Genomic DNA, 19,940 nt, shown 5'->3' with positions numbered 1-19,940 from the left:
AATGATAATAACGGCCGTTCCTGAAAACTATGTTGCATCCCACGCGATTGCAAATGTTTTTTTGCGATAAGAGCTAACCGGACTTTCGACATTATAACTTTTCGGTAATTTTCAAGGCCATTTTCCTGTTGCGTTTAGCGTTCAATTTTCTTTCATTTTTTATAAATTTTGCCGAATTCAATAATATGAGTTTTGAAACGTTCAAACATTTCAGATATGAAATCGCTCTCGATCAGCCGATCGAGATGCCCAAACCGGCGATTGATTATTATCCGCAAGAACAATATTCGGTGCAGCAGTATTTGCATATCCTGTGCAAAGTGAATATCGGTTCGCTGGGCAGGATTGACGATAAATGGGCTCTCGGCGAGGACGCTCCAGCCAGCGTCAAGTTGAGTACTCGACCGGATATTACTCAAATTTTCGATTTCGCTCTCAGAAAGGAAATCCTGGAAGAAATTCCGCTCGAAGAGCATACCGAAAATCAAAAGACCCGCGGTTTTACTCCCTATCGGCTGTCAAAGGTGTACTGGGAGAAATTCGATAAGTACGCCCAGTAGTTTTTCATTTATCCTGCGTACATATTATAGTCAAAGGATGCCAATATTGAATTCTTAAAAGCAAATAAATCACTCCAGAGGTCCGATTTCTTTTTCGACTTCCTCCAGAATTTCACATGATTTTACCAGTTCTTTCATCTTTGTATGATCGGGATACAAGGGGCGGTCTTCATCGATAAAATCAACATGGCGCCGGATAATCTCTTTTGCTTTTGTCGTTCCTTTGCCAAAATTATATTCACGAAAATCAAGAGCCTGTGCGGCGGCCATGAGTTCAATACCCAAAATTCCATAGGCATTGTCGAGAATCTGAAAATTCTTGATGGCCGTATTCATACCCATCGAGACAAAATCTTCCTGATCGGCTGCGGCCGGAATAGACTGTATCGATGCCGGAGCCGAGAGAATTCTCTGCTCCACGATTTGAGTGTCGGCCGTGTACTGGCTAAGCATCATCCCGGAAAACATCCCGGCGCCTTTGGTCAAAAACGGCGGCAACCCGGCGCTCAGAGCCGGATTGTTCAATCGATTCATGCGCCTTTCCGACAAAACGCTGATCATGGTAACACAAAAACCGGCCATATCCATCGGAACCGATACTGGCGAGCCCTGGAAATTCGCTCCGGATAAATGGATATCCTCATCGGGGAAAAATATTGGGTTATCGCCGACGCCGTTGAGCTCGATTTCAACCTGTGATTTGGCATATCCCAAAGCATCATGCGCGGCACCGATTACCTGCGGCGTGGAACGCATGGAATAAGCGTCCTGCACTTTGCACGGGATTCTGCCTTCGACAAGATCACCCCCGGCTATGACTTTATTTATCGCTCGGGAACTGCGGACGGCGCCTTTGAATCCGCGGATTTTGTGAATCCGTTCGTCGTATGGTTTCATGTTAGCTTTTAACGCTTCCAGAGACATCGCCGCGGCGATTTCGGATTGTTTTAACCAGCGGTTGGCATCATAGAGAAAAATCGCGCTCATAGCGGTCAGAACATTGGAGCCGTTTATTATAGCCAGACCATCGCGGGCTTTCAAACCGGGGATAGGGATACCGGCCTTATCCATTGCTTCTTTGCCGTCATATAATTTGCCCCGGTAATATGCCTCGCCTTCGCCCATCATCAAAAGAGCAACCTGGGACATGGGCGCCAGATCACCGCAGGCGCCGACGGAACCTTTCTGGCAGACAAACGGCGTAACGCCTTTATTCAGCATGTCTACGAGGGTTTGCGTAATTTCCAATCGACAACCCGAATTGCCATGAGCATGGACATTGATTCGAGATGCCATTGCGCCACGGACATATTCAATCGGGGCCGGATCGCCGATACCGGCGCTGTGATTATAAATAAGATAACGTTGGAATTGATTGACCTGGTCGTTGGATAGGGCGACTTCGGAAAACTCGCCGATGCCGGTATTGACGCCGTACATAATTTCCCCCGCCTCAATTTTTTTATTGAGCATGGCTCGGCACTTTTTTATGCGCTCGATTGCTTCCGTTTGAAGTTCAACCGCCTCTCCATAACGGGCAATCGCAATCAATTTTTCTATAGTTAATCCAGAGCCATTCAATTTAATTGCCATAATAACCTCTCAAATAAAAAATATACGTCAAAGCGATAAAACGATGCGTAATATAAGAAGGTTTTAGCCGGTTTGACAACCCATGACGAGAGAATATTCAAAATTAGTAGTGTTTTCCCGAAAGGCATCATTGACTATTAATCCGACTGGAGCTATCTTGGTTTAATGATCGACAAAGATACTATTTTCATAGCCTTTGACACCGAAACGACAGGTTTAACAGCTTCCGACGGCAGGATCGTCGAAATTGCCGCGCTCAAATTTGATTTCCATGAAAACGAAATCGCAAGGTTTTCCGAACTGGTGAATCCGGGAATGAAAATTCCCACGGCGGCTATGAACGTCCATCATATCAGCGACGAAGAGGTGGCCGATAAACCGATGATAGATATTATCCTGCCGAAATTTCTGGATTTTATCGGCAATGATAAATCGGTTCTTATCGCGCAGAATGCCATATTTGATATCGGCTTTGTAAATCATGAGGCGTTGCGCAACGATATAAAATTGCCGGGCAATACAATCCTTGACCAGATTGACCTGACCCGCAAAGCTCATCCCAATTTGATATCTTATAGTCTGGAGAAAATCTGCCGTCTGTTTAATCTGGTCGATACTCAAACACATCGAGCCATGGCCGATGCCGTTTTGGTCAAAAGGCTGTTTTTTCATTGCCTTAAAAAATGGATAGCGATCGACGATAAAGCGCTAATCCTGAATGAACTTTATCACTACTCCTTCGGCGGACCGATGATCGTGAAAATCAACCAAGGATTGTTGGATATAATCGAGACCGCTCTGGATAAAGGCGCCAAACTCGAAATCGTCTACGACGGAGGTTCAATGCGTAAAACGCCGCGGCAGATTATTCCCGTCGTAATGTATAATCGGGACGGAGTTATGTTTTTAACGGCGCAATGTCTGGTGTCAAATACCAAAAAGCAATTCCGCGTCGATAGAATTAAACAATGTGAAATAGTAAAATAAAAGACTAACGAAGGTGTTATTATGAGTGAACAAGTTAATGGAACACCTGCCGGTGTGCTCGTTCGACAATTAAAAATGATATCTTCATGGATGCCCGAGCAAGTGAAGGAAATGTCAAGTGAAGAGCTTTTATATCGAGCGGGCGGAAAACGCAGTCATATATTATGGTGTATTGGGCATATTATCGTGGGCAGTGATATTGTCACCTACATATCAGCCGGAGAATCAAATGTGCCAGATAAATATCGCGAGTTATTTGGCATCGGAACAACACCAAAAGACAATATTGAGGGCTATCCTCCAATCGCTGAGATTATGAATGTTTATAAAAATATGATTAATAATGTCATCGAGACAATTCAATCGTTGAGTGATGATGATCTGTATTCATCTTTAGTCGGCGATCATCCCAAAACGCTGGCCGAGTATTTCAAAACACGGCTTGATTTGGTAACCGGTACTATTGGGCATTTGACATATCATATCGGCCAGATATATTTCATCATGCGGATGCTGGGCAAACCCGGGGTGGGTTGATGTAACAAATCCATTAAACCATCATTGGAATTAATAACGAGGAAGAGTGTTATTCTCCCTCTAATCATCAAAACGTAATTACATGTTTGCCGGCTTTAATATATTCGGTTAAATCCGTGCCCATATATTTAACCTCAATTCCAAAAGCGGTCAACGCTCCCGAAACTTCATACAAATCGGCGCATGCTTTGCAGGCTTTGATAGTTATTCCATCGGCAATCATTTTCTTGATATAATCCTGAATATCGGCGTCTTCCGAGGCCAGTTTTGAAGACGGTCCCCAGACGATCAACGTTATATCTTCCCACCATCCGTATTTTTTGGCGTTATAGACATACATAAAAACCATTTTCATGGCTACATCTTTGTCGCCGCTGGTCCAGAGAACGACAAGATGATCGCTGTCGTTGTGGCCGAATTCGTGTTCACTATCCTTATCGCCGAGTTCGTGACCACTATCCTTATCGCCTTCACTATGGCCCTTATCCGAATCGGCCAGGCACGGGGTGAGCGCTAAGGATGATAATAAAAACAGCGCCATAATTGATAAAATGGTAAGCCTATTCATTATTGATGCTCCTATGGAAAAGGTTTGTTGTTATGAAAATACAGTACAGAATCTGAAACTTTGGGGGCAAGTATAAAATATTAGTGCTTTTGCTTTTGAGGACGGGATTCCGATGATCCCGTCCCACAGGTTAACACAAATTTTACTTCTTTTGAATCGGCTGGCACGGCGGCGGACCGTATTTGAACAGGAAATTTATCAGGTAAACCGGATCACCGACATTTACCCACCCATCACCGTTGACATCGCCGCATTGAAATTCACCGGTTGATTCGCAGGCATCTCCGATATTATTTCCGTTTAGATCGGCCTGGTCGGCATTAGCTACCGTGGGGCAATTATCGATATCGCCGCAGACGGAATCACCATCAATATCATTATCGGCGTCATTGGGACAGGCATCGCAAACATCTCCCAGTTCATCGCCGTCGCTGTCGGTCAAATCTTCGCTGGGTGTAGAGGGACAATTGTCGCACAGATTTCCGTAAGAATCACCATCATCGTTGGCCTGATCGGGATTGGGGACAAAAGGACAATTATCATAAGCGTCATAAATGCCGTCGTCATCGCTATCCTGATTTAGCACTATGTCGGATATATATTTTATGCCGGGGATGGCGGCTTCATGATTGGGCTGATTTTTCGTCAGGAGAACGTAATTGTTGGGCGGAACCTGGGTCGTATCAAATACGATTTCCTGTTCCTCGGTCTCGTTAACGCTCTCAACGTGGAGCCATAGCGAAGCTATTTGAAATTCTCCCGGACCGGTCAGGCCGCCGGGTGCGATAGATCCCAGAGCCGTCAGGACTGTATGAGCCGAATTGTCGATTACGCTCTGCTGAATTTCGAAAGAGTAATAAAATCTGGGAGGGAATGTCACCGAGTCGCATACGACTTCCGAAGTTGCGCACGAAAACGCGAAAGGCAACGAAATCCCATAAATATGTTCATTAGTTTTGACTTTCACCTCCACTTCGATATCGCGCACGCCGGGCAAAACGAGTCCGCCCAACACGAAGATACTATCATCGGTAACTTCGATAGTTGTATCGGGTACCGTCTGGCAGGTTAAGTCGAATTTGTAAACAAAAGCGTCAACAATGGCCTGATTATCATTCATCGTAATACCGGGAATTTGATCGACGTCAGCCGCTTCCGGATTGGCGGGAAGACCCGATTTATTCAATAAGTAGTCCAGAACGGCGACGATATCCTTAATATTTATAATCCCGTCATTATTGGCATCGCCGCAGGTATATTCCTGGGCCTGAAGCGAGCCGCTCATTATCAGGCTGAGAAGACATATAATCATAATCGAGAGTGATTTTGACTTAGACATAATGAACTCCTTCCGCAAAAAATCAGTTATTCTATTGTCGCCAAAGATAATATATAATAATCAGGGTTGAGGCGATTCGGTACTCACCTGAAGATATTCAATTTTTACAAATGTGTCAAAGCATTTGTTTGGGGGAAGCGACCGGTTCCGGAATTTACATGGAATCCCCGAATCGTCCTTTGGTTTCCTGCTCCAGAGTTGTTGGAGTATAATCAAAAGTATCTAATAAAGTTTGATGCTCTTTGGGGATATCGTCAATAAAATCCTTCGGGAAATGATTTAGGATCCGGATAAAATTGATCATTTGGTTGATAAAATAAAAACGGTCGCTGAAGAGCGCAATTGGATAAGTCATTATTTGAACCAGTCTCGGAAAAAATATGGGGATTTTTCGGAATTTTATTTTCCTGGCGAAAGCTTGGCCTATGCGCATAGCAGCCTCTTTGAATGACAACGCTTCGGGACCGGTCATACGAAATCTTTTGCCGTTCAGATCATTTCGGAAAACAGCCTGAGCGGCAATTTCTCCCATATCTACCGGCGAGATATTAAACAGGGCCGGGGGACCTCCGCCGGGGACGAGCATAGTCCGACCGCGTATCATTGCGAAAAATATTTCCATCGAAGGCGGCGCGCCCAGAATAGTACAATTTAGTTTTGATTCGCGCAGGGCGTTTTCAACATCGAGTTTCAACCGGGCCAGCTTTTGCCTGAGCGGAAAATCAAAATCTCCGGGCAGTTCCAATTTGATGTCATAAACGGAAATATAGACGATTCGGGAAACACCGAGTTTTTCGGCTTCGGCCAGAACCATCAGGACGGCATCCCGCTCGATAAGTTCTATCTTGCGAATCAATTTTGGAGAAAAGGCGGATATGCTTATAATAACACCGCCCGCGCCGTCCAGTGATTGTATAACCGATTCTTTCGATGTGATATCGCCTTCGATTATTTCCGGTCCGCCGCCCAGCTTTTTTCTGGCCTTACCGGCATTTCGGGTTAAGACTCTGACATTCGCGCCTTTTTCCAATAAACTATGGACAATATGGCTCCCGTAATGCCCCGTCCCGCCGATAACGAGAATCGGTTTGTCTCGCATGACGTCCATATTACTAATAAAGACAAAAATATTTTGTTTTGAAAGAGTTATGTTTTGATCAGGCTCCTGCGGAATCAGGCATGACAATATAAATTATCTTGCCGTTTAGATATAATCGGTGTATTATTAAATCATCGGACTAAACGTTTAAACCCACCCGATGGGTGAGATACAGGTTTAATGACTGTTGAGAGAATAGCTCTTCAAGCGACGTGATGAACAACAAAGAAATCGTCAAAGCCGGATACAATAATATCTCCGAGGCTTACCTTGCGAGTCGTACTAAAGACTCCGAAGATGTGCAATTACTTGACGATTTGGTACAACGGCTGCCTCAAGGCGCGTCGGTTCTCGATGCCGGTTGCGGTGCCGGAGTACCGGTAACTCAGTTGTTGAGTCAGTACTTCCAGGTTGTGGGTGTGGATTTCTCCGAGGCCCAGATTAAACTTGCTCGCAAAATGGTACCTCAGGCGCTGTTTATTTGCCAGGATATCACTGATCTGACCTTTCCCGACGCCACCTTCGACGCAATCTGCTCCTATTATACGATTATCCACATTCCGCGACAGGCACACGAAGCTATCTTTCAGCACTTCTTTCGAATGCTTAAGCCGTCCGGTCTGGCACTGCTTTGCCTTGGGGCAGACGATCTGGAAAATGACATCGTCGAAGATTATCTGGGCGTTCGGATGTATTGGAGTCATTACGACTTCGAGACGAATCTGGCTCTGATCGCTGCCTGTGGATTTGAGATAATCTGGTCGCGAATCGTGGAAGATGCCACTTCGCCTGGGCCGGGCCACCTCTTTGTTCTGATACAGAAGAAACCAGCCTGACACCGGCGTCCGGTGGCCTACAGCTCCGCTGCGGGGTAGACGGAGTGTGTTTCAAATGATGTCACCCGTGATGTTACATATTTAGGATCATATACGCGATAGCCAAAAACAGCCTTCTGGCTGTCATTCCCGCGAAAGCGGGAATCCATACAGCGTTTGGAGAATAGTTGTGTTTGTCAGTTGGCGATTAGTCCGCATGGATGCCAGCTTTCGCTGGTATGACAATATAATATATCTTGCCGTTAGGATATGATATTGGTATTATTAATTCACCTTATGAACTTATTACAAAATCTAAAGTCAAATCAAAGAGCCGGCAGTAAGCCTCGTTGCCATCTGATAACTCACGGGGCTCCGGAACAGGTCGCCGAGCGGTTGACCAGGTTGATCACCCCGTTGGGTTTGGTTTCTGCGAACGACAACTGGATGCCGCAAGGCTTCGATGATGTTAAAGAAGCCCAGTTGCACAACGCGCAGCGTTTGCTCGATGTAAATCCGTATGGTCAGGCGCTCAAGTCGTGGTGGCTTGCCGTTGCCAGGCGCAATCCGGTAACACCAAACTGGGATATCGCCAGCACCTGCACTATTGATGGCAAACCTGGCTTACTTCTGGTTGAGGCCAAGGCGCACCATGGGGAGTTGAATCCGAACGATTGTATCGGAGCCAAAAATGAGAAAAATATTGAGCGAATCGGAGAAGCTGTTGGCGAAGCCAATGACGGTCTTAATAAGATTCGGGATGGGTGGAATTTGTCACACAAAAGCCATTACCAACTCTGTAACCGCTTCGCGTGGAGTTGGAAGCTCGCGACTCTCGGCATTCCGGTTGTACTTGTGTATCTTGGGTTTCTGAATGCAGACGAAATGCCAAATCCCTTTCCGGATCCGCAATCCTGGGATAACGCGGTCCGTAATTATGCAAGAAACTTAGTGCCTGAAAGTGTGTGGGGCAACAAGTTGATGTTCGATGATACACCCCTTTACCCGATCATTAGATCGATGAAAATTCGATTAAATTCAATTCACGGGCTGATTGATGAGGTTGATGTAGAGGGTTTGTAGTTGGAACCTTGGCATTCTAATTTATCTTGCCGTTGGGATATAATTGGGGTATTATTAAATCAACAAGTAAATATTTTTGAACCCGGCCGATGGGTGGGGTGCAAGTGATAGGTGAGGTTTATGGACTTTGGGATAATTAACGCTCTAATAGCTAATGCTATTATTAAAAAAATAAAGGGGAATTTTGGATTGTCTATATTCGCGCGAGAAAGAGCCAAATTCGAAGGTTGGCTTAAAGTAGAGATTATTGATAGTCTAGGAGTAAATTTTAATAGTGTGGTTCCCGAAAAAAACAGAATTGATGTTTGCTTTGAGGACTGGGCGATAGAATTAAAAACTATTAATACTAATTATGGGTATGAAAATGTAAAAAATAAAAATAGGCCCATCACCAAGAATATTGAAGGGATACTTGCAGACATTGACAAGCTAAAGCGAATTAAGACTAAGAATAAAGCAGTAGTATTCATTGTTTTCCCCTGTACCGCTGATAATAAAAAATGGAAAAATCATTTGGCTAAAATTAAACCGGATTTACGAGACCTGATAGAAACAGAATTCTGTTTTAAAAATAAAATACCTGGAGTGCTTTACTTTGGTTTAGTATGATGGAACCAATTTTATTGTTTATATGCCATGCGGGTTTCCAAAACTGTGTAAATACAATTCAATCTAATTTATCTTGCCGTTAGGATATAAACGGGGTATTATTAGCATAGCAAGTGAATCGTTTTAAACCACCCAATGGGCGAGGTACAAATATTATGATGAATTTAGGTCCTAATGAAATAGAAAGACGAAAAAGAAAAAATATCATATTAGTCCCTATTGTGCTCGGTTTGTTTGGAATATTAATTTTGTTAATGGTATTTTTCCCTAATGAAAAAAATGTTTTAAGGGATAAGGCTAACTATAGTCTAGCTGATAATAGATTAATTGATTCTATCATTACTCCGCAATATTCAATTTTAAAAAAAGAGTTAGGAGATGTTGTCGGCGGGATTAGATTACATTTGGACATATTAGTTTTTGGCAACATCAGTGAGGAAGGTTTAAAGAAGCTATTAACAGAAATTGAGCGGGACATAATGACACAGTACTATACACAATCTAATGGTCATAATATTTATTATTCGATAATTGCTTACATATCAAAAGAGCATTTCGATGGTGGCAGCGCAATAGCTTCCCTAATATACAATATTGAGCGTGATATCTGGGTGAATTACGAACAGTTAAATTATTTAAATTCCCGTGATGAAATCAAATATGGTATATCTGAAGAAACTAGATTAAAAATATACTGGGATAATATCAAAGCTCAACGCCAGGCATTTGAGGAAAAGGGAGAGAATGTATCTGAATATGATCGGCAAGTGATAAAATATAAACAAGATATTTGCAATAAATATGGTATTACTGAAGATCAGCTAATGGAGATATCAATAGAGGCAATGCTAGAGGATTGGCCGTTACCGCCAATTTTGGGAATATAATTGCCGGGCGGCCACCGCAACTTGTTGTGGCAGGCTTCTGCAATTGTTGCCTTTACATTTTTCATATCAACATAACGTATTTTCCGAAATCATCCGCATTTATAGAATGAAATGTATCTACGGTAGAGCGATAATTTTGTATGGGAAAGTAGTCTTTTGACAACTACGAAAAAGGACAAAACGAACCCAATTCGCTGCAAGCTTAACTGTTGTTTACCATTACAAGGAATTTTGTAAAATGCGATTGTGGATAACTCTTATAAATTCCAACGTTCGCCGGATTGACAGATTAAAACAGGCCCCCGCCTGTCCGAATCACCACCGAGTTGATATGACCCAAAACGTTAATCTGAGGAAACAAACCCATTTTGGCAGGCAAAAGCCTGTTTTTGGCTGTCGCGCGGTGTATCAAAAGCACGAATAAAAAAAGCGACAACTCGAGAGTTGTCACTACACAATAATCTAAATGAAAAATCGCGTCGAGATTTTTGTTATGTTCTGTCGGTTCCTTAGCGTAGCGGTGAACCGACAGTGGAAGCTGTCAGGTCACAATTTCGCTTTGCGAAATCAGGACCTGACTGAACGGTTATGCCTTTTTCTCGGCCTACGCTTTTTTCTCGGCTTTGGGTTTTTTCTTGTCGGTTTTTTTGTCTTTTTCTTCTTCCGGTGGTTCTTCGATCATGGGCAGGCCCAACATGAAGCGGTGCATGGCACGAGCGGCGACTTTGCCCGCTCCGGCCGCGAGGATAACCGTCGCGCCGCCGGTGACGATATCGCCTCCGGCAAAGACGCCCGGCCGGGAAGACATCATCGTTTTTTCATCAACGGTGATGTTGCCCCAGCGATTGGTATCGAGACCGGGAGTAGTTTGCGGAATAAGAGGATTGGAGGAGTTGCCGATGGCGACCACGACAGTATCGACCGGAATCAGATAATTCGAACCTTCAATTGGAATCGGACGGCGGCGGCCGGATGAATCAGGCTCGCCCAATTCCATCTTGACGCATTCCATGTGCGTCAGCCAGCCGTCTTCATCGCCGATGAACTTGACGGGATTGGTCAGAAGCCTGAACTCAATACCTTCCTGTTTGGCGTGATGGCGCTCCTCGGTACGGGCCGGCATTTCGGTTTCACTGCGGCGATAAACGATATAAGAATTATCGGCGCCGAGACGTTTGGAAATTCGAACCGAATCCATGGCGGTATTTCCTCCGCCAAGGACGGCGACATTTTTACCGGAAAAGATAGGAGTGTCATAATCGGGGAAAGCGTATCCGCGCATCAGATTGGCACGAGTCAGATATTCATTGGCCGAATAAACGCCTTTGAGGTTTTCGCCGGGGATGCGCATGAAATTTGGAAGCCCTGCCCCGGTTCCGATAAAGACCGAATCAAAACCTTCTTCATTCAGGAGTTCGTCAATGGTATCGAGCTTACCGATGACGAAACTTGTTTTGACTTCGACGCCGAGCTGTTCGAGATAATTTACTTCCGCGGCGACGATTGATTTGGGCAGACGAAATTCGGGAATGCCGTATATTAAAACTCCGCCCGGTTTATGGAGGGCTTCGAAGATCGTGACTTTGTGGCCCATAAGAGCCAAATCAGCTGCAACGGTCAGACCGGCCGGACCGGCCCCGACGATAGCCGCTTTTTTACCGGTCGGCGGGGCGCATTTGGGAATAATGATTTCATTGTGTTCGCGTTCCCAGTCGGCTACGAATCGTTCGAGCATGCCGACACCGACTGATGTATGTTTCTTAGTAAGAACGCAAACTATTTCGCATTGCTCATCCTGCGGGCAGACACGGCCGCAGATGGCCGGGAGGGCATTGGTCTCTTTAATCTTGCGGGCCGCCTCGGAGAATTTACCTTCGGCGACCAGTTCGATAAATTCCGGAATTTTTACTTCGACCGGACAACCGGCGATACATTTAGGCTTTTTGCAGAACAGGCAGCGTTCGGCTTCCTGCATAGCCTGTTCCGGAGTTAGACCGAAAGGAACTTCATTGAAATTCGTAACTCGCTCTTCCGGCTTCTGCTCGAGCATATCAACCCGAGGGATTTTCATCCGTTCTTTATTGGTAAGTTTTTTTCTTTCAGCCACAGCGATTACTCCTTACGATTCTGACTCTTGAGCCAGACATTTTCCATGGTGTTCCAAAAATAAATCGTAGGCCACCTTCTCTTGTTTGTGATACATTTTCAGGCGGCTGGTCATTTCATCAAAGTCAACTTCATGAGCGTTAAAATCCGGACCATCGACGCAGGCGAATTTGGTTTTTCCGCCGACGGTAACACGGCAGGCGCCGCACATGCCGGTACCGTCCACCATGATCGGATTGAGACTCACCCAGGTATTAATCTTTGCCTCGCGGGTCGCCTCCGCAACGGCTCGCATCATCGGAACGGGACCAATGGCGATGACAAAATCAATAGGGGTGCCATCCTGCATCAATTGTTCCAGAACGGTTGTCACAAATCCATGAGTACCAAACGAACCATCGTCGGTTGCGATATGAAGTTTATCCGATGTGCTTTCGAGCTCTTTCTGAAAAATCAGCAAGTCTTTAGTCCGGGCGCCGATAATAGTTTCAACCTTGTTACCGGCATCTTTGAGAGCCTGGACAATAGGGTAAATCGGGGGGATGCCAACGCCGCCGCCGATACAGATGCAGCGTCCGAATTTTTCGGTATGGCTGGGTAGTCCCAACGGGCCGACGACATCAAGAAAATGATCGCCCGCTTTCATCTCGTTCATTGCTCCCGATGTTTTGCCGACTTCCTGAATGACAATCGTCAGGATGCCTTTTTCCTTATCCAGGCCGCCGATAGACATCGGAACCCGTTCCCCATGTTCGTCCTTACGCAGGATTACAAACTGACCCGCCCTGGCTTTGGAGACCAATTTGTGCGCTTCGATGCGGAAGCGGTATATTTTGGGGCACAGTTCATCTTTATCCAGAATCTTGAACACTTTTTCTTTTACCTCTCTTATCTCACAGTTTTGTGGTCACCGTTCGCGAGTTGCGGGGCTTCGTGATGAATAACTCCGGCAAGGCGAGTAACCTATTAATCTATCTCATACTTTCCTTTATACCGGCGATACCTTATCGCAAGTTCAACTTTTACTAATTATTCGTTTAGTTTGCCGGGCAATTACCAGTTCTTCGTTAGTGGGTATAACCAGGATTTTGACTTTTGAATCCTCCGCCGAAATATTTCCGATACCTTCTTTATGAGATTTATTCTTTTCGTCATCAACTTTCAGATTAAGAAATCCCAGATTCGACAAACATTTGCTTCGGACCACCGAAGAATTTTGTCCAACTCCACCGGTAAAGACGACCGCGTCCAGTCCTCCCATTACAGCGGCGTAAGAGCCAATATATTTTTTAATTCGATAGCAATAAATGTCCAGGGCGAGTTTGGCGTTGGGATGTCCTTCTTCGGCAGCCTCCTGAATTTCGCGAACGTCAGATGATAATCCAGAAATGCCAATGAGGCCGGAATGTTTATTCAAAAGCGTATTGGCTTCGTGCAGGCTTAATTCTTCACGAGCCATGATATGTAAAATTATGGCCGGATCGGCGTCGCCGGAGCGGGTTCCCATCAAAAGACCTTCCAGAGGGGTAAAACCCATAGTGGTATCAATCGATACACCGCCATCAACGGCGGCCATTGAGGCTCCATTACCGAGATGGCAGGTTATCATTTTGAGTTCTTCAATCGGTTTGCCTAATTTTTCCGCGGCTATTTGTGAAACAAATTGATGGGACGGTCCGTGGAAGCCATATCTTCGTATAGCATATTTCTTATAGAGCTGATATGGTATGCCGTATATATGTGCATGCGGAGGAATACGATGATGAAAGGCGGTATCAAAAACGGCGACTTGAGGAATATCCGGCAGATTTTTCTTGGCGGCGTTGATGCCTCGAATATTATGCGGATTGTGCAGAGGGGCCAGTTCAATAAGATTTCGTATTTCTCCCATCAAATCACGGGTAACGAGAACCGGTTCGGTAAACCTTTCGCCGCCATGGACAACCCGATGACCAACGGCGTTGATTTCGCTTTTGTCCGAGATGACGCCGTATTTTTCGGAGAGGAGCATGATTATTACTTGATCAATAGCCTGTATGTGATCAAGAATTTCCCTTGATATTTTTCGTTGCGGACGGTCATGGGGAATATGAGTCAGTACCGAGGCCGACATGCCGATGCGCTCGACCGAACCTTTTGCAAGGGCCAGTTCTTTTTCCATATCGATAAGTTGATACTTAACCGATGACGAGCCGCAATTGAGAACCAGGATCATCATACCGCGTTTTCCTCCGTTTCATCCTCTCGAATGCGATGGCCCTCACTGTCATATTTAAAAAATCCTTCGCCGGTTTTTACACCAAGATGACCGGCACGCACCATTTTTCTCAGCAGAGGACAGGGATTATATTTATGTTCGGATAACTCGCTTATGAGATTCTCCATCCAGGCCATGACTTCATCAAGTCCCATCATGTCGGCCAAAGCCAAGGGGCCAACATTAAAACCAAAACCAAGTTTCATCGCTTCATCAATGTCGTCGGCGGTAGAGATGCCTTCCATCAATACGTGCATAGCTTCATTGAGGAGAGGCACGATAACTCTCGTAGTTACATAACCGGGATATTCATGCACCAGGATAGGTTTCTTATTTATCAACTCAGCGAATTCGCGGATGTAATTGTAGGTCGCATCGGATGTTTTTAAACCCCTGACAACTTCCACGATTTGAATCTTGGTGACCGGATTTAAAAAGTGCATCCCGATAATTTTATCCGGGCGCCTCGTAGCCGAAGCAATTTCTGATATTGAAAGCGTTGAGGTGTTGGTTACGAAAATCGTTTCCAGTTTGCATAGATGATCAAGCTCTTCAAATAGTTTTCTTTTTTGTCCTAATCTATCGGGGATAGCTTCGATTACCATTTCGGCATCGCTGGCCAGATCCAGATCCGAGGACGGATGAATACGAGAAAGTATGGCCCTCTTATCTGATTCAGTTAATCCCCATTTCTCGATTTCACGGTTAATATTTTCTTCAATTGTTTTTACACCCTTTTCCGCCAGACGAGTGGTCTTATCTATTAGATATACTTCTGTTCCGGTTGACCCGATGGTTTCGGCGATTCCGCACCCCATCACACCGGCTCCGACTATATAAATATTTTGAAATGCCAAATTTCACCTCTATGGTTGGGCGATTTGTGATAATTATTACAACCGCCTCCGGTTTATTCGTTCAAATATATTGATTTGCGTCCCGGAGGCAAGCGCTTTTTGTTCATAGAAACCTTTTAATTATCCCCTGTTTTATCCTATTTGAAATGTCGGCATCTAAGGAGAGATTAATAGTATTTGTAATGATTGAGCCAATTTGACAAACGAAAGTCGTCATATTGGCAGTATGATATGCATAATTGGCAGAATGGTTATTTGCGCTAATTTATAGATTGGATTAATATGTTGTTTAATAATGACTTATAGTTTTTGGCACGGTACATGCTCAAAGAATTCCCAGAAGATAAATAAACATAGGAGGATAAAATGAGAAATTTAATAGTAAGACCCAGGCATTTTGGATTTTCAAACAGCATAGATAACCTGTATGACGACGTATTTGGCATCGCATTTGGCAATACGGCCTCGCCCAATTTCAATCCCGCAGTTGACATTCGGGAGGCTGATGATGATGTAAAATTCATATTTGAGCTTCCCGGCATGGATAAGGGCGACATTAAGGTTTGGGTGAAGGCTGGCATCCTGTCCGTTTCGGGTGAGCGCGACATCCGCTCGGAAAATAAAGATAATGGATATCTCCGCACCGAGATTCGTAGTGGAAAATTCAATCGATCATTCGGCCTGCCCAAGACGGTTAATCCGGATTCAATTACGGCCGACTATAAAAACGGTATTTTGATTGTTACCGCCGCCAAAGCTGAAGAAAAGAAGCCAAAAAAAATCGAAATCAAAATTTCCTAATTGGAAATACACTCATTATCTGCTTAAAATCCCGATGCCGGTTTCGAAAGACCGGCATTTCTATTGCGCGAAAAATCCGATTATATATCGGATCGCAACGTAGAGCATGATCAATAGTAAAAGAATTTTTATGAGGCGGGCGGGAATGTATTTCTGAATTCGAGTTCCCAGATAAATACCGAGCGATCCTCCGATACCGAACATCAGACCCAGCATCCAGTCAGGTTGCGCAGATATTTTGTCGGCCGCAAAGAGGGGAGCCAGCACGATATAGAAAAGGACTCCTACCGTCGAAGATAAAAATGTCCCAAACAGAGTTGCTCCGGAAATGGTATAAATCGGTAGGCGAAACATGATCACAAGAATCGGAGCGAGTATGGCGCCGCCGCCGATTCCATAGATGCCGCCAATGGCTCCAACAATAATGCTCAATGTAAAAAGAACCGGCGTCGAAAGGGAAAATTGTTGGCCGTTGAATACGAATGAAATTTTTCTAAATGTCAATGAAGCCGACGATACTTCGAATGCTTCAAATGAATTGACGGCCGATTCCTGCTTTTTCAAAGTATTCATGAGCAATCGAATCGCGATATAGACCAAAACAAGTCCGACAAAAAATTTAAATGCGACCGGATCGGGCAGGTATCTGACACGGATAAATACTCCCAGTACAAGCCCGGGAATAGTTCCGGTGGATATGACTTTGACCAGGGGCCAGACCATCCGCTTTTCCCGGTAGTTGCGATAAATGCCGCTTGGTATAGCAACGGTGTTATATAGCAAATTAGTGGGGGTTACTCCGGGAGAGGTGAAACCGAGAATGCTTACTTGAAAAGGAAGTAATAGAAACGCGCCCGATATTCCGGCGGTTGAGGTCAGGCATGAGACTACGAAAGCAAAAAGTATGGGGAGCCACCAGTAGGTTTCGACTCCGCTAACAGGAAATTCAATCATAATGGAAGGAATTTATTCGTTTTTTCCGGTTTCGTCAATACGATTGAGGATTTTTTGGTATCCATCAGGATCCCATTCGGGCATTTTGGCTTCTTTTAATTTTTCCTCGGCGCGAATAAAATATTTGTGGGTCTTGGTAAAGTTTTTCCTGGCCAATTCGATTTCGCCCATTTCCCGGAATGTTAATCCGATAAATTCGCCTTCCCCCATTTCTTTAAATTTGTCCGGCACAGGATTAATCCATTTGGCGGCGTTTTCTATATCTCCGATATTAATGTATGCATGACCGACGGCCCGATCCGACACCGCTCTGGTAAAGTCGTTGCCATGCTTATGATGATATTCGCGGGCTTTCAAGCAGGCTTCGAGAGATTCATAATATCGTTCCATGTCTTCCAGGATCGCGCCCCGATTATTCCAGAGAGGTCCCAGCCATGATTCCAAATCGCCAGCTTCAGCTTCATCTATAGCCTTATATGCCCAGGCTACCTGAGTCTCCAAATCGCCGGTGATGGCGAACATGTGGGCCGCGTCGATAGTGCGGTTATGTAATTTTCGTTAAGGCTTTCTTCTTTCCATAGGAATCTACCCTTGACACCCATGTACCGGGACCAACCCAGGGGCTCATCGAAATCAGCGGTCTTTTTGGCTTTTTCCAGCCAGATATATCCGGTATTAATATCATCATTAATCAAATGGGTCCGGGCGATCATTGATAAGGCTTCAGTTTGGTCGGATAAATTATTTGATTTTTCGGCCGCTTTGAGGGCCTGCATATAAATATCCCGTGATTCTTCGTATTTTCTCGATTTGAAAATCTTGTTGGTCTTCTTTAATATCTGTTGCGCGTCACTTATCGTATTTTCATTTTCGGGTTTATCGTTCGCGATAAGATACGCACTGAACAACAGAGCGATTGACACAATTACCAAAATGGTTTTTATTTTAGCCCATTGGTTTATTTGAATTGACAGCAGTAAATAATACACTATATTAATCGATAGGAAATTAGGACTGATTTTATCTTTAATTTCTGAAAAATAAATTCGCGCTGGTCAGCTATACGTATATTGACCCAATTGGGACTCTTAAGAGTGGTCAATGTTTGGTTCGAAAGGGGGCAGGTATGATTATCCGAAATGCTTATATAATTCTTATCCTACAGTTGATATTCAACAGCATAATACTGGGAAATGAAATTGAATCTCCTGATTTAAATCTTCCCAAAATGATAACCATTAAACCGGGTATTCCTGACCCAACGTTACTGCAAAAAGATATTAAATCTATTGATGCCAAAGCAGCAGTTCGCAAAATCCCAGAGAAATTTAAAAATACTACTCTTCCTTTTCGCTGGGATTGGCGGGAAAAGGGTATTATAACGGCTGTACAGGATCAGGATTGGCCAACCTGCGGGTCCTGTTATTCGTTCGGGGCATTGGCAAATGTAGAATCGATGCTTCAAATGGATGGTGCCGGAGTCTGGAATCTGTCTGAAAATCATATCAAGGAATGTAATTGGCACGATTTAAGTTGTGACGGGGGCGGTTTTAGTTGGGTATCATGCGTGCTATCCGAAAATGGAACCGTATTAGAATCTTGCGATCCCTATATTCCTGCAAATGTTTCCTGCAAAACCGATTGTGATTTTCAACATACACTTTTAGGGCTCCGAACAGTTACAGATGAGCTAATTCCCGATCCGGAATTGATTAAGAATTATCTTTATACTTATGGCCCTATGGAGGTTGGGATGGGGCTGGGAGATTTTGATACGGAATGGTATGATGAGCTTATGGCATACGACGGTTCATATACTTTATACTATTCCGAATTGATTTGGGGAATCGGACATTCAGTTTTAATCGTAGGTTGGGATGATGATCTAATCCATGAAGGTGGAACCGGCGGATGGATTATAAAAAATAGCATGGGCACATCATGGGGAGGTCCGTGTGGTTCCGGAACGGAAGGCGGATATGCCACTATCGGTTATGGAGTTGCCTATATTGGAATCTTTCCTGAATATATGTCCGATTGGCAGCCTTATGATCACAATGGTGGAATTTTGTTTTATGATGAAGCCGGCCCCACAAGAGAACTCGGTTTTAGTAGTAATACAGCCTGGGGAATGTGTAAATATGTCATTGAAAATGAAACTTACATCACACGAGTAGAATTTTGGACAAATGATCCGACAACCGATATTGATATTTATATTTATGATGACTTTGACGGAAGTGTACCCAGTAATCTATTGAGTAGCAGTCTTGATCATAGCTTTGTGGAATATGGTTACTTTTCCATAATATTGCCTGAGCCTCTTGCGGTATCGATTGGAGATGATATTTATGTTGTTACCAATGTCACCAACGAACAACATGTTTACCCCATTATGGGCGATGGCGATGGCCCGCAGGAGACGGGATATACTTTTGTTAGTGCCGATGGCGAGTTGTGGTTTGACGCCGGGTTGCTCCGCCATGCGGATGTTGGAATTAGATTGAGGTACTCTAATGTACCTTGTATTGATTCTGACGGCGATGGATTTGGCGATCCTGATTATTGGGGTAATCAGTGTGATCTGGATAATTGCCCGGATACTTATAACTCCGATCAAATCGATTCCGACGGTGATAATATTGGAGATGCGTGCGATTATAAGCGGGGAGATGCCAATAGCGATGATAATGTAAACGTTGGTGATGCTGTTTACATAATAAACTACGTTTTCAAAAACGGTCCTGGTCCGGATCGGTTAGAATGTGGTGACGCCAATTGCGATGGTGATTGTAATGTTGGCGATGCTGTATTTCTAATTAATCATGTTTTTAAAGACGGTCTTTCACCGGAAGAGGCCTGTAACTAATGAAAAAAACCCGCTTGAA

Annotated in this window: 20 protein-coding genes; 9 read left to right on the top strand and 11 right to left on the bottom strand. The window is 44.3% G+C overall.

Annotated features, from left to right (window positions below; translation table 11 throughout):
* The first annotated feature begins 185 nt into the window (after nucleotides 1–185).
* Entirely contained in the window at nucleotides 186–560 is a 375-nt protein-coding gene (locus V3V99_08515; GenBank protein ID MEE9442697.1) for a hypothetical protein, read from the top strand.
* Nucleotides 561–629: 69 nt separating this feature from the next.
* On the opposite strand, the gene V3V99_08510 is transcribed toward V3V99_08515, so the two are convergent.
* Nucleotides 630–2,153, bottom strand: coding sequence for an aromatic amino acid ammonia-lyase (locus V3V99_08510; protein MEE9442696.1), 1,524 nt, complete (start codon nucleotides 2,151–2,153; stop codon nucleotides 630–632).
* A gap of 165 nt (nucleotides 2,154–2,318) precedes the next feature.
* On the opposite strand from V3V99_08510, the gene V3V99_08505 reads away from it, so the two are divergent.
* A complete protein-coding gene (locus V3V99_08505) occupies nucleotides 2,319–3,140 on the top strand; it encodes an exonuclease domain-containing protein (protein MEE9442695.1) in 822 nt (273 codons plus the stop codon).
* 21 nt (nucleotides 3,141–3,161) lie between these two features.
* A complete protein-coding gene (locus V3V99_08500; protein MEE9442694.1) occupies nucleotides 3,162–3,677 on the top strand; it encodes a DinB family protein in 516 nt (171 codons plus the stop codon).
* 67 nt (nucleotides 3,678–3,744) lie between these two features.
* Here the strand turns inward: V3V99_08500 and V3V99_08495 are convergent, their stop codons facing one another.
* The 3 genes from V3V99_08495 to V3V99_08485 all read right to left on the bottom strand — a co-directional run bounded on the left by V3V99_08495 (nucleotide 3,745) and on the right by V3V99_08485 (nucleotide 6,683).
* Nucleotides 3,745–4,245: a DsrE family protein gene (locus V3V99_08495; GenBank protein MEE9442693.1), complete on the bottom strand. Its 501-nt coding sequence runs from the start codon at nucleotides 4,243–4,245 to the stop codon at nucleotides 3,745–3,747.
* A 142-nt stretch (nucleotides 4,246–4,387) separates the two neighbouring features.
* The gene (locus V3V99_08490) at nucleotides 4,388–5,584 is read right to left on the bottom strand and encodes a thrombospondin type 3 repeat-containing protein (protein ID MEE9442692.1); all 1,197 of its coding nucleotides are present in this window, start codon (nucleotides 5,582–5,584) and stop codon (nucleotides 4,388–4,390) included.
* Nucleotides 5,585–5,738: 154 nt separating this feature from the next.
* Complete coding sequence (locus V3V99_08485) at nucleotides 5,739–6,683, bottom strand: NAD(P)H-binding protein (GenBank protein MEE9442691.1); 945 nt, start codon at nucleotides 6,681–6,683, stop codon at nucleotides 5,739–5,741.
* A gap of 215 nt (nucleotides 6,684–6,898) precedes the next feature.
* On the opposite strand from V3V99_08485, the gene V3V99_08480 reads away from it, so the two are divergent.
* The 4 genes from V3V99_08480 to V3V99_08465 all read left to right on the top strand — a co-directional run bounded on the left by V3V99_08480 (nucleotide 6,899) and on the right by V3V99_08465 (nucleotide 10,077).
* Nucleotides 6,899–7,519 carry a class I SAM-dependent methyltransferase gene (locus tag V3V99_08480; GenBank protein ID MEE9442690.1) on the top strand — a complete coding sequence of 207 codons (621 nt, stop codon included), beginning with the start codon at nucleotides 6,899–6,901 and terminating at the stop codon, nucleotides 7,517–7,519.
* A 276-nt stretch (nucleotides 7,520–7,795) separates the two neighbouring features.
* Nucleotides 7,796–8,581: a hypothetical protein gene (locus V3V99_08475; GenBank protein MEE9442689.1), complete on the top strand. Its 786-nt coding sequence runs from the start codon at nucleotides 7,796–7,798 to the stop codon at nucleotides 8,579–8,581.
* A gap of 120 nt (nucleotides 8,582–8,701) precedes the next feature.
* Entirely contained in the window at nucleotides 8,702–9,190 is a 489-nt protein-coding gene (locus V3V99_08470) for a hypothetical protein (protein ID MEE9442688.1), read from the top strand.
* Between the two features lie 155 nt (nucleotides 9,191–9,345).
* Nucleotides 9,346–10,077: a hypothetical protein gene (locus V3V99_08465; GenBank protein ID MEE9442687.1), complete on the top strand. Its 732-nt coding sequence runs from the start codon at nucleotides 9,346–9,348 to the stop codon at nucleotides 10,075–10,077.
* Nucleotides 10,078–10,681: 604 nt separating this feature from the next.
* Here the strand turns inward: V3V99_08465 and gltA are convergent.
* The 4 genes from gltA to V3V99_08445 all read right to left on the bottom strand — a co-directional run bounded on the left by gltA (nucleotide 10,682) and on the right by V3V99_08445 (nucleotide 15,297).
* Nucleotides 10,682–12,148, bottom strand: coding sequence for an NADPH-dependent glutamate synthase (gene gltA, locus V3V99_08460; GenBank protein MEE9442686.1), 1,467 nt, complete (start codon nucleotides 12,146–12,148; stop codon nucleotides 10,682–10,684).
* A gap of 48 nt (nucleotides 12,149–12,196) precedes the next feature.
* Nucleotides 12,197–13,054 carry a sulfide/dihydroorotate dehydrogenase-like FAD/NAD-binding protein gene (locus V3V99_08455; GenBank protein MEE9442685.1) on the bottom strand — a complete coding sequence of 286 codons (858 nt, stop codon included), beginning with the start codon at nucleotides 13,052–13,054 and terminating at the stop codon, nucleotides 12,197–12,199.
* A gap of 144 nt (nucleotides 13,055–13,198) precedes the next feature.
* Nucleotides 13,199–14,401, bottom strand: a complete 1,203-nt coding sequence (locus V3V99_08450) for an acetate kinase (GenBank protein ID MEE9442684.1) — start codon at nucleotides 14,399–14,401, stop codon at nucleotides 13,199–13,201.
* On the bottom strand, nucleotides 14,398–15,297 hold the full coding sequence (locus V3V99_08445; protein MEE9442683.1) for a 3-hydroxyacyl-CoA dehydrogenase NAD-binding domain-containing protein: 900 nt from the start codon (nucleotides 15,295–15,297) through the stop codon (nucleotides 14,398–14,400). Before V3V99_08445 ends, V3V99_08450 begins: the two co-directional genes overlap by 4 nt.
* A gap of 366 nt (nucleotides 15,298–15,663) precedes the next feature.
* On the opposite strand from V3V99_08445, the gene V3V99_08440 reads away from it, so the two are divergent.
* Entirely contained in the window at nucleotides 15,664–16,098 is a 435-nt protein-coding gene (locus V3V99_08440; protein MEE9442682.1) for an Hsp20/alpha crystallin family protein, read from the top strand.
* Nucleotides 16,099–16,158: 60 nt separating this feature from the next.
* Here V3V99_08440 and V3V99_08435 read toward each other — a convergent pair whose 3' ends face one another.
* The 3 genes from V3V99_08435 to V3V99_08425 are packed head-to-tail and all read right to left on the bottom strand — an operon-like array spanning nucleotide 16,159 to nucleotide 18,041.
* The gene (locus tag V3V99_08435) at nucleotides 16,159–17,052 is read right to left on the bottom strand and encodes a sulfite exporter TauE/SafE family protein (GenBank protein MEE9442681.1); all 894 of its coding nucleotides are present in this window, start codon (nucleotides 17,050–17,052) and stop codon (nucleotides 16,159–16,161) included.
* Between the two features lie 12 nt (nucleotides 17,053–17,064).
* A complete protein-coding gene (locus V3V99_08430) occupies nucleotides 17,065–17,574 on the bottom strand; it encodes a hypothetical protein (protein ID MEE9442680.1) in 510 nt (169 codons plus the stop codon).
* A complete protein-coding gene (locus V3V99_08425) occupies nucleotides 17,538–18,041 on the bottom strand; it encodes a hypothetical protein (protein MEE9442679.1) in 504 nt (167 codons plus the stop codon). Before V3V99_08425 ends, V3V99_08430 begins: the two co-directional genes overlap by 37 nt.
* Before the next feature lie 137 nt (nucleotides 18,042–18,178).
* Between V3V99_08425 and V3V99_08420 the strand changes: the two genes are divergently transcribed.
* A complete protein-coding gene (locus V3V99_08420; GenBank protein ID MEE9442678.1) occupies nucleotides 18,179–19,921 on the top strand; it encodes a C1 family peptidase in 1,743 nt (580 codons plus the stop codon).
* Nucleotides 19,922–19,940: the final 19 nt, after the last annotated feature.

Source organism: Candidatus Zixiibacteriota bacterium (genome assembly GCA_036480375.1).
Lineage (GTDB): Bacteria > Zixibacteria > MSB-5A5 > GN15 > JAAZOE01 > JAZGGI01.
Note: the sequence above shows the minus strand (reverse complement) of the source record. Positions and strands in the feature narration are given on the sequence as shown.

Coding starts and splice junctions, on each gene's coding strand:
- V3V99_08475 (MEE9442689.1), top strand. CDS start 7,796: ATGAACTTATTACAAAATCTAAAGTCAAATCAAAGAGCCGGCAGTAAG.
- V3V99_08500 (MEE9442694.1), top strand. CDS start 3,162: ATGAGTGAACAAGTTAATGGAACACCTGCCGGTGTGCTCGTTCGACAA.
- V3V99_08420 (MEE9442678.1), top strand. CDS start 18,179: ATGATTATCCGAAATGCTTATATAATTCTTATCCTACAGTTGATATTC.
- V3V99_08470 (MEE9442688.1), top strand. CDS start 8,702: ATGGACTTTGGGATAATTAACGCTCTAATAGCTAATGCTATTATTAAA.
- V3V99_08465 (MEE9442687.1), top strand. CDS start 9,346: ATGATGAATTTAGGTCCTAATGAAATAGAAAGACGAAAAAGAAAAAAT.
- V3V99_08505 (MEE9442695.1), top strand. CDS start 2,319: ATGATCGACAAAGATACTATTTTCATAGCCTTTGACACCGAAACGACA.
- V3V99_08495 (MEE9442693.1), bottom strand. CDS start 4,245: ATGAATAGGCTTACCATTTTATCAATTATGGCGCTGTTTTTATTATCA.
- V3V99_08450 (MEE9442684.1), bottom strand. CDS start 14,401: ATGATGATCCTGGTTCTCAATTGCGGCTCGTCATCGGTTAAGTATCAA.
- V3V99_08515 (MEE9442697.1), top strand. CDS start 186: ATGAGTTTTGAAACGTTCAAACATTTCAGATATGAAATCGCTCTCGAT.
- V3V99_08510 (MEE9442696.1), bottom strand. CDS start 2,153: ATGGCAATTAAATTGAATGGCTCTGGATTAACTATAGAAAAATTGATT.
- V3V99_08435 (MEE9442681.1), bottom strand. CDS start 17,052: ATGATTGAATTTCCTGTTAGCGGAGTCGAAACCTACTGGTGGCTCCCC.
- V3V99_08430 (MEE9442680.1), bottom strand. CDS start 17,574: ATGTTCGCCATCACCGGCGATTTGGAGACTCAGGTAGCCTGGGCATAT.
- V3V99_08490 (MEE9442692.1), bottom strand. CDS start 5,584: ATGTCTAAGTCAAAATCACTCTCGATTATGATTATATGTCTTCTCAGC.
- V3V99_08480 (MEE9442690.1), top strand. CDS start 6,899: ATGAACAACAAAGAAATCGTCAAAGCCGGATACAATAATATCTCCGAG.
- V3V99_08485 (MEE9442691.1), bottom strand. CDS start 6,683: ATGCGAGACAAACCGATTCTCGTTATCGGCGGGACGGGGCATTACGGG.
- gltA (MEE9442686.1), bottom strand. CDS start 12,148: ATGAAAATCCCTCGGGTTGATATGCTCGAGCAGAAGCCGGAAGAGCGA.
- V3V99_08440 (MEE9442682.1), top strand. CDS start 15,664: ATGAGAAATTTAATAGTAAGACCCAGGCATTTTGGATTTTCAAACAGC.